General features: G+C 67.1%; 13 protein-coding genes and 1 pseudogene. 2 read left to right on the forward strand and 12 right to left on the reverse strand.

Annotated elements, in window-relative coordinates; all coding sequences use genetic code 11:
• Positions 1-149: 149 nt before the first annotated feature.
• From RT662_RS12530 to mnmA, 8 genes are all read right to left on the reverse strand, one after another.
• Positions 150-767, reverse strand: a complete 618-nt coding sequence (locus RT662_RS12530; RefSeq protein WP_313671042.1) for a FliH/SctL family protein — start codon at positions 765-767, stop codon at positions 150-152.
• On the reverse strand, positions 764-1,075 hold the full coding sequence (locus RT662_RS12535) for a FliG C-terminal domain-containing protein (RefSeq protein WP_313671053.1): 312 nt from the start codon (positions 1,073-1,075) through the stop codon (positions 764-766). Before RT662_RS12535 ends, RT662_RS12530 begins: the two co-directional genes overlap by 4 nt.
• On the reverse strand, positions 1,042-1,773 hold the full coding sequence (locus RT662_RS12540) for a hypothetical protein (RefSeq protein ID WP_313671043.1): 732 nt from the start codon (positions 1,771-1,773) through the stop codon (positions 1,042-1,044). The genes RT662_RS12535 and RT662_RS12540 overlap by 34 nt, the downstream gene beginning before the upstream one ends.
• The gene (locus tag RT662_RS12545) at positions 1,770-2,309 is read right to left on the reverse strand and encodes a hypothetical protein (protein ID WP_313671044.1); all 540 of its coding nucleotides are present in this window, start codon (positions 2,307-2,309) and stop codon (positions 1,770-1,772) included. Before RT662_RS12545 ends, RT662_RS12540 begins: the two co-directional genes overlap by 4 nt.
• Positions 2,266-3,393: a flagellar basal-body MS-ring/collar protein FliF gene (gene fliF / locus RT662_RS12550; protein ID WP_313671045.1), complete on the reverse strand. Its 1,128-nt coding sequence runs from the start codon at positions 3,391-3,393 to the stop codon at positions 2,266-2,268. Before fliF ends, RT662_RS12545 begins: the two co-directional genes overlap by 44 nt.
• Positions 3,394-3,397: 4 nt before the next feature.
• Positions 3,398-3,748 carry a flagellar hook-basal body complex protein FliE gene (gene fliE, locus RT662_RS12555; RefSeq protein WP_313671046.1) on the reverse strand — a complete coding sequence of 117 codons (351 nt, stop codon included), beginning with the start codon at positions 3,746-3,748 and terminating at the stop codon, positions 3,398-3,400.
• Positions 3,748-4,941, reverse strand: coding sequence for a sigma-54 dependent transcriptional regulator (locus RT662_RS12560; RefSeq protein WP_313671047.1), 1,194 nt, complete (start codon positions 4,939-4,941; stop codon positions 3,748-3,750). The genes fliE and RT662_RS12560 overlap by 1 nt, the downstream gene beginning before the upstream one ends.
• Before the next feature lie 166 nt (positions 4,942-5,107).
• A complete protein-coding gene (mnmA, locus tag RT662_RS12565; RefSeq protein WP_313671048.1) occupies positions 5,108-6,259 on the reverse strand; it encodes a tRNA 2-thiouridine(34) synthase MnmA in 1,152 nt (383 codons plus the stop codon).
• A 149-nt stretch (positions 6,260-6,408) separates the two neighbouring features.
• Here mnmA and RT662_RS12570 point away from each other — a divergent pair, with 149 nt between their 5' ends.
• The gene (locus RT662_RS12570) at positions 6,409-6,681 is read left to right on the forward strand and encodes a DUF1153 domain-containing protein (RefSeq protein WP_313671054.1); all 273 of its coding nucleotides are present in this window, start codon (positions 6,409-6,411) and stop codon (positions 6,679-6,681) included.
• A gap of 136 nt (positions 6,682-6,817) precedes the next feature.
• Positions 6,818-7,522 (forward strand): response regulator transcription factor, encoded by a 705-nt coding sequence (locus tag RT662_RS12575; protein WP_313671049.1) that lies wholly within the window; start codon positions 6,818-6,820, stop codon positions 7,520-7,522.
• A gap of 58 nt (positions 7,523-7,580) precedes the next feature.
• On the opposite strand, the gene RT662_RS12580 is transcribed toward RT662_RS12575, so the two are convergent.
• The 4 genes and pseudogenes from RT662_RS12580 to glyA all read right to left on the reverse strand — a co-directional run.
• On the reverse strand, positions 7,581-8,354 hold the full coding sequence (locus RT662_RS12580) for an RNA methyltransferase (RefSeq protein WP_313671050.1): 774 nt from the start codon (positions 8,352-8,354) through the stop codon (positions 7,581-7,583).
• Positions 8,355-8,385: 31 nt separating this feature from the next.
• Positions 8,386-8,877 carry a transcriptional regulator NrdR gene (gene nrdR, locus RT662_RS12585; protein WP_313671051.1) on the reverse strand — a complete coding sequence of 164 codons (492 nt, stop codon included), beginning with the start codon at positions 8,875-8,877 and terminating at the stop codon, positions 8,386-8,388.
• A complete protein-coding gene (locus tag RT662_RS12590) occupies positions 8,877-9,257 on the reverse strand; it encodes a hypothetical protein (protein ID WP_313671052.1) in 381 nt (126 codons plus the stop codon). The genes nrdR and RT662_RS12590 overlap by 1 nt, the downstream gene beginning before the upstream one ends.
• A gap of 33 nt (positions 9,258-9,290) precedes the next feature.
• A pseudogene (gene glyA / locus RT662_RS12595) lies at positions 9,291-9,685 on the reverse strand (serine hydroxymethyltransferase); the annotation flags it as partial.

The raw sequence follows: 9,685 nt of genomic DNA on the forward strand, positions 1-9,685 counted from the left end.
ACCCAACGCGACACGGTTGCCGATGGCGCCGTGTACGCCCACCGCTTCGATGATATTGCCATCGGCCGCCACCACGCAGCCGCCCTTGCGGATGGGCAGCGCCGGCACCGCCATCGCGGCGATCTGACGGGCAAGGCTGGCGGTCACGCTCATGTCAGCGCCTTCACGATGCGGGCCAGACGTTCGGCGATCCCGGCTTCGATACGATAATCGGGGGCGGCCAGCACGACATGGGCAGTGGGCAGCGCCGGATTGGCCGCCGTGGTCAGGCCCGCCGGCAGTTCGGGCGCCAACAGCGCCAGCGTATCGGGATGGGCCACCAGCGTGGGCAGCACGCCATCGCCCACTTCGGCCAGCGCGGCTTCGACCAGCGGCGCCAGCACACGCCGCCCGCCTTTCAGTTCCGCCATCAGCACCGTTCGGGCAATATTTTCAACCAGTTCAACCAGCAGCGGCCGCAGCGCCGCTTCGTCGATCGCCGTGGCGCTGCGGGCGGCGGCAGAGGCGCTGGCCAAGACTGCCCGCAAAGGGGCCAGATCGGCTTCTGCAGCCGCGCGGCCAGCGGCTTCACCCTCGGCAAACCCCCGAGCATGGCCTTCAGCGCGGGCGTCGGCCAGCAGTGTCGTCACGTCCACCTCTGCACGCGCCGGCGGCGCTTCGGCCGGCATCAGGCTGGAGAGCAGCCGCGCCAGCCCCGGTGCTCCGGCCCGCAGATCGGGCGAGACGCCGGCAAGCAAAGCGGCGAGTCTGGGGTCGTGGGCGGTCACAGCATCGCCTCCGTGGCTGTGGGCAGGGTCAGCGCGCCGCTGTCACCCAGACGGCGCACGGTGCGGCACAGGTCGCGTTGGGCAGCTTCCACTTCAGACCGCTTCATGGGCCCGCGTTCGGCCAGTTCATCCTGCAATTGCGAGGCGGCACGTTTCGACATGGCACCAAAGATGAAGTCTTTCAGCGGCGCATCGGCACCCTTCATGGCCACCGCCAGCAGCGCCGGATCCACCTCACGCAGCACCAGCTGCATGTCTTTCTGACTAAGGCCGATCAGATCGGCGAAGATGAACTGCTGGGCATCCAGCTCAGCGGCAGCTCGGCGTTCAGCGCCATCAGCGTTTCCAGCAACGCGCCGCGCCCACGCACCTTCTTGATGACCGCGGCGGTGAAATCGGTACCGGCGAGCTGGGTATGGTCGCGCCTGGTACCGATGCCGCGCAGCTTGGCTTCGATATCGGCTTCCACTGCGGCCAGATCATGGATGTTGACCGGGGTCAGCGTCGCCAGCCGCGCGGCCACATCGGGCTGCAGCGTTTCGGGCAGCGCATCCAGCGTCTGGGCGGCGCGGGCTTCGGGCAGATGCGCCAGCACGACGGGGATGGCTTGCGGATGTTCATCGGCAATCAGCTTGGCCAGTGCCGGCCCATCCACCCAATCGAGCACGGCAAACCGCCGCCCCGATGCCGGCGGCCCGATCTTTTCGATCATGGTTTCAGCGCGCGGCGTGCCCAGCGCCATGCCCAGCCGCTGCCGCAGCTGCCGGCCCTGGCTGTCGAGCGCCGCCACCTGCGCGGTGCGCGCCAGAAATTCATCCAGCACATGATCGATGGCGAGCGGATCGATCTCGGCCACGGTCAGCATGGCCTCGCCCACCTGCTGCACTTCGGCCGGGCTCATGCCGGACAGCATTTCGGCAGCCTGGGCTTCTTCCAGCACCAGCAGCAGGATGGCGCATTTCTGCGCGCCGCTCAGCGCGGCAGCAGGGCTGGCGAGATCGGTCATGCCGCCTCGTCCTCGTCGGCCGGCGTAGGCGGCGGATCTGCGGCAGGCGCGGTCAAGTCGGCGAGCAGCATCTGCCTCGCCACCGCCATCGCCCGGTCACGATCACCCGTCACCAGGGTGCGCGCGATGTCGAGCTTGCCGCTGTAATCGCGGGCCGCCGCCGGGCGCAGCAGTTCGCCGCCGTCGATCATGGCTTCCACGGCGGCCTTGTCGGCAGTGCCTTCGGCGAACAGGCTGGGCGCACTGGGGCCGCCGCTGCGGGACAAGGCGGCGCTGGCAGCTTCGGCGGTCGCCGTGGCGGCCGCGGCCAGCACAGTACGGCGACGCCACAGGAAGAAGCCTGCGCCCAGCGCCAGGATCAGCACGCCGGCCGCCGCGACGATGTAGAGGCCATAATCCTTGACGACCGGCGTTTCATACCAGGCCGTCGGCGCCTCGCTTTCGCTGACAAAGCTGCGGGTCTGCACCTCCACCAGGTCGCCGCGCGCCGCGTCAAAGCCCATGGCGCGGCGCGCCGGCGCGCGTGACCGAGACATCCTTGCCGATCTCGTAATTGCGCGCGGCAGTTTCCGCGGTGACCGTCGAACCGGCAGCAGTAGGCGTTGCCGGCGGCGGATTGCCGGTCACCTGCGCGGCCTGCGGCACGGTGTTGGTGAGCGCGCCCGGAATGCCGGCGGCAGCGGGCGGCGTGCCGTCCATGTTGCGGCTGGTCTGCTCGCTGCGCACGGTGCCCGCTGGCTGAAAGCGCTCACTGGCGGCTTCATTCTCGCTGAAATCCACATCGGCGGCGACTTCGGCGGTGAAACGACCTGGGCCCAACATGGGGGTGAGCAATTTCACCAGCCGTTCGCGCACCAGGCTTTCCAGCCGCTGCTGATAGGCCAGGTGCTGGGCATCGCCCGTCACCCCGGCCGACAGCAACGTGCCCGATTGATCGACCACGCTCACTCGGTCACTGGCCAGGCCGGGCAAGGAGGTCGCCACCAGCCAGATCACCGAGCGCACCTGCGCTTCGGCCAGGCTGCGCCCCGGTGCCAGCGTGACGAACACGCTGGCCGACGGCGCCGCACGATCACGGATGAACACCGAAGGTTCCGGAGTCGCCACATGAACGCGCGCAGCCTTCACGCCGTCGATGGCCTCCACGCTGGCGGCCAGTTCACGCTCCAGCGCCTGCTTCAGCCGCGCTGCCTCCACCGAACGCGAGGCACCCAGCGGCATATCGGCCAATGCTTGCCCGGCGGCGGCACTGGCCTTCGGCAGGCCCTGGCCAGCGAGCAGGATGCGGGCGCGGGCAGCGTCCCCTGCGGGCACTTCCACCGTGCCGCTGTCCTGATTGATGCGATACTCGAAATTGGCGGCGGCCAGCGCGTCACTCACAGCGGCGGCATCGGCTTCCGCCAGACCGGGATAGACCGGGCGCCAATTAGGCTGGCGCAGGCTGAAATATGCCAGCGCCGCTGCCGCCAGCAGCGCAATGACCAGCAGCGCCGGGCGCGCCTGCTGCACGGCCGGGCTGGCCCACAGGCTGCGGGCGCGTCCGGCGATGGGTGCCAGCACCGGCGGCACGGCAAGGCCCGATGGCGACGGGTCGGCGGGAATGACTGCAGCCTCGCTCATCAGCTTACAGCGGCATGTTCATCACGTCCTTGTAGGCAGCAACGAGGCGGTTGCGGGCCTGCAAGGTGGCTTCAAAGGCGATGGCGGCTTTCTGGCGGGCGATCATGACGCTGGCGAGATCGTGGGTCTGCCCGGTTTCATAGCTGTTGGTGGCTGCGCTGGCCTGATCCTGGATGCTGGAGACGCTGCGCAGCGCTTCGCTGAGCGCGCTGCCGAACTGTGGCTGTTCCGGCGCCGCCGGCGCGCCAATGCCGCGAAGGCCCTGCGGCTGGCCAAAGCCCTGAAGTCCATCGTTGCGCGCCAATATCTGCTGGCGCAGCTTCAGAATTGCCGAGGTATCAACCGCAGGCAGCATCATTGCACCATGGCGGCCGCATCATGCCCGCTGCGCTGCGCCGCCAGCTTGTAGCGCAGCGTGCGTTCCGAAATGCCGAGCCGGCGGGCGGCATCGCGGCGGCTGGCGCTGGTGGCGAGCGCGCGGGCGATGCTTTCCTGCTCGGCCAGCCGCATCTGGCCTGGCAGCGGCAGACCAATGCTGGAAGGCGGCGGCGGGGTTCGCGTGTCGATCAGCAGATGGCGGGCGCTGATATCCGGCCCGTCGCACAGCACCAGCGCGCGATCCAGCACATTGCCCAGTTCGCGCACATTGCCGGGCCAGCTGTGCGTCAGCAGCCGGCCGCGGGCACAGGGGGTGAGCCATGGCACAAGCCCATCTCCGCCGGCGCGGCCCAGCAGCCAGTGAGCCGCAATGGAAAGAATATCATCCGGGCGCTCGGCCAGCGGCGCGGTGCGCAGCGGGAACACCGCCAGCCGCCAATAGAGATCGGCGCGGAAGCGGCCCGCGGCCACGTCGGCCGCCAGATCGCGATTGCCGGCCGCGATCAGGCGCACGTCCACCTTCACGGGGCGGGTGGCGCCCACGGCCAGCACGTCGCGTTCCTGCAGCACGCGCAGCAGTTTTGCCTGCGCCGCCAGCGGCAGTTCGGCGACTTCATCGAGGAACAGGCTACCACCGTCGGCGCTGCGGATGAGGCCGGGCGAGGCCGCAAGCGCTCCGGTAAAGGCGCCGCGCTCGTGCCCGAACAGCGTGGCTTCCACCATCTGTTCGGCGAGCGCGGCGCAGTTCACCGCGACAAGGGGGCTTGTCCGGCGGGGGGAAGAGTGATGCACCAGCCGGGCCAGGCCCTCCTTGCCGGTGCCGGTGGGGCCTTCGATCAGTACGCTGGTGGAGGAAGCGCCCACCCGCGCCGCCAGCGCCAGCAGATCGCGCGAAGCCGGATCGGCCGCTGCCGGTCGGTTCGGTGCGTCAAAGGCCGCCGCCAGTGCCAGCGCCCATTCGGCATCGCCGGGCGCCACCGCCAGATGCAGCGTGTCGCCTTCCTGCCGGGCCGAGCCTGCTGCGGCCTGGTTCAGCACCAGCCGGCGCGATTTAAGCCCGGCGCCGGGAAACCGTTGTTCGCCTATGACCAGTTCCAGATCAGTGCGATGCCAATCGGCAAGACCGGGGATCCAGGGCAGCGGCGACGGAACTGGGACAGGTGTGCTCATGCCCGTTCCTCAGCAAGGCGCGTGCCAAATCGCCTTCCTGAACGGCCGCCACCATGCGGCGTGGTTAACAAATAATGGCCCGTCAAAATGCCGACAGGCAAAGCGTCAGCCGCCCGACATGGCGGGCGTCAAGCGTCTGACACTGTCAATTTCCTGACGCCGGGTTTCAGGCTGGAATCAGGCTCGGCTCGGCCGCCACGGTGGCCACCATCGTACCACCGGCCACCAGCCGATCGCCGACATACGCCACTGCCGCCTGGCCGGGAGCGACGCCAAATTGCGGCTCGGCAAAGCGCAGCATGTCACCGTCCAGCCAGCCGCTGGCAAGCGGCGCCATCGAGCGGACCTTGACCATGAGCGGGCCATCGACCGGGCCGAGAAGATTGCTGCCCTCCAGCCGCACGCCGCTGACGGCCAGTGCCCGGCGCGGGCCGGCAATCACCCGGTTCCGGCTGGCATCAATGCCGACGACATAGAGCGGCTCGGCCTGACCGCCCAGTTCCAGCCCACGGCGCTGGCCGACGGTGAAACGGTGAATGCCGTTGTGGCGGCCCAGCACGTGGCCGGCGGCATCAACGATATCACCGGGGGCCGCCAGTTCGGGCCGGATCTTTTCCACCACAGCAGCATAGTCGCCACCGGGGACGAAGCAGATATCCTGGCTGTCCGGCTTGGCGGCGACCACCAAGCCAAAGGCTTCGGCCATTGCGCGGGTTTCGGCCTTGGCCAGACCGCCGAGCGGAAAGCGCAGATAATCGAGCTGTGCCTGCGTGGTGGTCCACAGGAAATAGCTCTGGTCCTTCGTGGGGTCGGCGCCGCGATGCAGCTCGGCGCCACCCGGGCTCTCCAGCCGCTGCACATAGTGGCCGGTCAGCAGTGCCTCGGCCCCCAGATCGCGGGCCAGCGCAATCAGATCGGTGAACTTCACCGTGCGGTTGCATTCCACACACGGCACCGGGGTGAGGCCGCGCGCATAGGATTCAACGAAATTGTCGATCACCGCCTCGCGAAAGCGGCTTTCCATATCGATGACATAATGTGCAATGCCCAGCCGCTCGGCCACGGCGCGGGCATCCCGGATATCGGCCCCGGCGCAACAGGCGCCCGGCCGGCGCGCGGCGGCCCCCTGATCATACAGCTGCAGCGTGATGCCGACCGTGTCGCAGCCGGCGGCCGCTGCCAGTGCCGCCACCACCGACGAATCGACCCCGCCTGACATGGCGACGGCCACGCGCCGGCCAGCCAATGGCGCCAGCGCGGCGCGCGCGCTGGCAGGCAGCGCGGCAAGATCGAGGGGAAAGGCGGTAGGCGCGATCATGGTCTCAGGCGGCGCAATGGGCATGTGGCCGGTTGTCGTCAAGGGGCGCCCTCCCGGTAAAGCCCGGCCGTCTGCCGCCGTCATGGTGAATGGTTCATCCCGTTTCACCGGCCCCACACGGGCCGCCAGGAGGCAAATCCGTGTCTTTCATGTCTCCACCCCCGCCCGGATTCGGTAATGATGCTTTACCTCCCGATGACACGGTGCGCTGGGTGCCCAGCCGCAAGGCCGCCGTGCTCAAGGCCATCCGCGATGGCCATATCAGCCTTGAAGACGCTTGCAAGCGTTGGCGCTTAAGCATTGAAGAGATTCAACTTTGGCAGCGCGCCGTGGACAAGGTGGGCACACCAGGGCTGCGTGTCACCCGGGTGCAAATCTATCGTCCGCTGTTCGAATCGAATGAATCAAATAGTAAAAAATGAGTGAACATTTTGAATCACTTGGAGAAAAATCTAAAGGGGTATTTACGGATGCTCATAAATCAGGTTAACTGTATGCAGGGGTGTGTGTCGGGCTTGTTGCGCCCGGCGGGGTCAATCCGAATTCGGAGACGTATGCATGCGCGTTCTTTTGATTGAAGACGACCGTGCAATGTCTCGCAGCGTTGAGCGCATGCTCGACGAAGCGAGCATCGAGCACGAGACCGCGGGCACAGGGGAACTTGCGCTCGAATATGCCCGCACTTACGAATTTGACGTGATCATGCTGGATCTCACCCTGCCCGATATCAGCGGGCACGAGGTGCTGCGCCAGCTGCGGCAGCTGCGCATCAACACGCCGGTCCTGATCCTGTCGGGCGACGCCGAAACCACGTCCAAGGTGACCGGCTTTGGCGCTGGCGCTGACGATTATGTGACCAAGCCCTTCGACCGTCAGGAACTGATGGCCCGCCTGCACGCACTGGTGCGGCGCAGCCAGGGCCATGGCCAGTCGGTCATCGTCACCGGCCCGGTGGCGGTGGATCTCGCGGCGCGTTCCGTCAGCGTTGAAGGCAAGCGCGTGGCACTGACCGGCAAGGAATATGCGATCCTAGAAATGCTGTCGCTCCGCAAGGGGATGACGCTGACCAAGGAAATGTTCCTGACTCATCTTTATGGTGGCCGCGACGAGCCGGAACTGAAGATCATCGACGTGTTCGTGTGCAAGCTGCGCAAGAAACTGCACCAGGGCGGTGCGCCGTCGTCCGGCTGCATCGAAACCGTCTGGGGCCGCGGCTATGCGCTGCGTGACCCGGAACCGAGTGAATATCCTGCCGTGGCCTGAAAGGGTCACGGCAGACTTTGCGCAAAAGGCCGCCGGGTAACTGGCGGCCTTTTTGCTTTCAGGGTGTATCCCGCCGGCGCGGTTCAGCCAGGTTGCGCCCATTCTTGTTGCGTGGCTCCACAAGGCTGCGCACGACGCCGCGCAGGAACTGCACTTCGGCGCCCGTGAACCCGGGCCGCGTCATGACATTATGCAGCATGCGCCGTGCGGTTTCGGCCTTGCCGGGCGCGGGATTGAAAAAACCATTGGCTTCCAGCCGGGATTCAATCGCCGCGATCAGCCCGGTCAATTCATGCTGGGCCGCCGGACCGTCATGGTTGACCAGCCAGGTGGGCGGCGGCGCTGCCTGGCCCATCACCCAGGCATAGCCCAGCACGGCGACGGCCTGTGCCAGATTGAGGCTGCCGAAATCGGGATTGCTGGGGATGGTGCAGATGGCGTGGCACTTCAGCAGATCCTCGCGCACCAGCCCGGTGCGCTCCGGCCCGAACAGCAGCGCCGATTTGGTGGGCAGCGCCTGCATTTCGGCCACGCAGCCAGCCGGTGACGTTACTCGCCGGACCATGTCGCGCGTGGTTTGCGCGGTGCCGATGGTCAGAGTGCAATCGGCAATCGCCTCGGACACGCTGTCAAACACGCGCGCATTCTCGATCACGCTGTCTGCCCCGGCCGCCGATGGCCCGGCTTCCGGATTGGGCCAGCCATCGCGTGGGCAAACCAGGCGCAGATCAGTCAGGCCGAAATTCAGCATGGCGCGCGCCACCGCACCGATGTTCATGCCCAGTTGTGGGCGCACGAGGATGATGGCGGGTGGATTGGGCGGCAGGCTCATGACGCCGCCCTAGCCGGTTTGGGCCAGCTTGTCAGTCGGCCCCGTCGCCCTTGCTGCCCTTCACCCCGTTCACGGCCTCGCTCAGTCCGCCCACGAAGGTCTCGAAATCCTTGGCCTCACGGAAATCGCGATAGACCGACGCGAAGCGGATATAGGCGACCGGATCAAGCGCCTTCAGCGCCGCCATCACCAGTTCACCCACCACATCGGCCTCGATCTCGGCTTCGCCCAGCGATTCCAGCTGGCGCACGACGCCATTGACCAACCGTTCGATACGCTCCGGCTCCACCGGACGCTTGCGGCAGGCGATCTCGATCGATCGCGCCAGCTTGTCCCGGTCGAACGGCTCGCGCTTGCCGCTCTTCTTCACCAGCGTGAGTTCGCGCAGTTGCACCCGTTCGAACGTCGTGAAGCGGCCGGCACAGGCCGGGCACTGCCGCCGCCGCCGGATCGAAGCGCCATCCTCGGTGGGACGGCTGTCCTTCACCTGTGTGTCGTCATTGCCGCAAAAGGGACAGCGCATCAGGGTCTCTTGGTAATGGTGCGCAGGAAGCCGAACGCGGCGCCGATCACCGTGCCCCAGAACAGCCCGATGAAGGAGAAGATCAACCCGACGAAAAAGCCCACCGCAGCGCCCGCCATCACGTTGCGGCCCACATCGGTGCCGCCCACCGGGCCAGCCTTGGCAAACAGATCGTCAGCGCCCTGCTTGAATTTCGCGCCGGTGGGATTGTCGAGCAGATCATCCACCACCTGGCCCGCCCTGGTGAAGCCGGCATCGGCGATATCGGCAATCTGCTTGCCGGTCTCGCTGTCGAGCACGCGCTTTCCCGCCGCCACCGCATCCTCTGCGGCTTGCGTCAGCTTGTCAGGCTCCGGCTTCGGTCCTTCTTCACCCTGCATCCGCGCGCTCTCCTTGGCGTGGCGCGAAACGGATCAGGCCGGATAAATCGGGAAACGCGCGCACAGCGCCCGGACCCGCTGGTTCACCGCCTTTTCCACTTCGGCGTTGCCATCATGCCCATTGGCAGACAGCCCGTCCAGCACGTCGGCGATCATGTCGCCAATGGCCTGGAACTCGGCGATGCCAAATCCGCGGGTGGTGCCGGCCGGCGAACCGACGCGGATACCGCTGGTCTGGGTGGGCGGCAACGGATCGAAGGGCACGCCGTTCTTGTTGCAGGTGATGCCGGCACGCTCCAGCGCTTCGTCGGCCTGCTTGCCGGTGATGCCCTTGGGCGTGAGATCGATCAGCGCGAGGTGGGTATCGGTACCGCCGGCCACCACGGCGCAGCCGCGCTCCACCAGCCGTGCCGCCAGCGCCTGCGCGT

This window comes from Sandarakinorhabdus sp., from assembly GCF_032115815.1.
Taxonomy (GTDB): domain Bacteria; phylum Pseudomonadota; class Alphaproteobacteria; order Sphingomonadales; family Sphingomonadaceae; genus Sandarakinorhabdus.

Bases quoted from the DNA above. Each gene is read 5' to 3' on its own strand.
- nrdR (WP_313671051.1), bottom strand. From the start codon at position 8,877: ATGCGCTGTCCCTTTTGCGGCAATGACGACACACAGGTGAAGGACAGC.
- RT662_RS12590 (WP_313671052.1), bottom strand. From the start codon at position 9,257: ATGCAGGGTGAAGAAGGACCGAAGCCGGAGCCTGACAAGCTGACGCAA.
- fliE (WP_313671046.1), bottom strand. From the start codon at position 3,748: ATGCTGCCTGCGGTTGATACCTCGGCAATTCTGAAGCTGCGCCAGCAG.
- RT662_RS12545 (WP_313671044.1), bottom strand. From the start codon at position 2,309: ATGTCTCGGTCACGCGCGCCGGCGCGCCGCGCCATGGGCTTTGACGCG.
- fliF (WP_313671045.1), bottom strand. From the start codon at position 3,393: ATGAGCGAGGCTGCAGTCATTCCCGCCGACCCGTCGCCATCGGGCCTT.
- RT662_RS12580 (WP_313671050.1), bottom strand. From the start codon at position 8,354: ATGAGCCTGCCGCCCAATCCACCCGCCATCATCCTCGTGCGCCCACAA.
- RT662_RS12570 (WP_313671054.1), top strand. From the start codon at position 6,409: ATGTCTCCACCCCCGCCCGGATTCGGTAATGATGCTTTACCTCCCGAT.
- RT662_RS12560 (WP_313671047.1), bottom strand. From the start codon at position 4,941: ATGAGCACACCTGTCCCAGTTCCGTCGCCGCTGCCCTGGATCCCCGGT.
- RT662_RS12575 (WP_313671049.1), top strand. From the start codon at position 6,818: ATGCGCGTTCTTTTGATTGAAGACGACCGTGCAATGTCTCGCAGCGTT.
- RT662_RS12540 (WP_313671043.1), bottom strand. From the start codon at position 1,773: ATGACCGATCTCGCCAGCCCTGCTGCCGCGCTGAGCGGCGCGCAGAAA.
- mnmA (WP_313671048.1), bottom strand. From the start codon at position 6,259: ATGATCGCGCCTACCGCCTTTCCCCTCGATCTTGCCGCGCTGCCTGCC.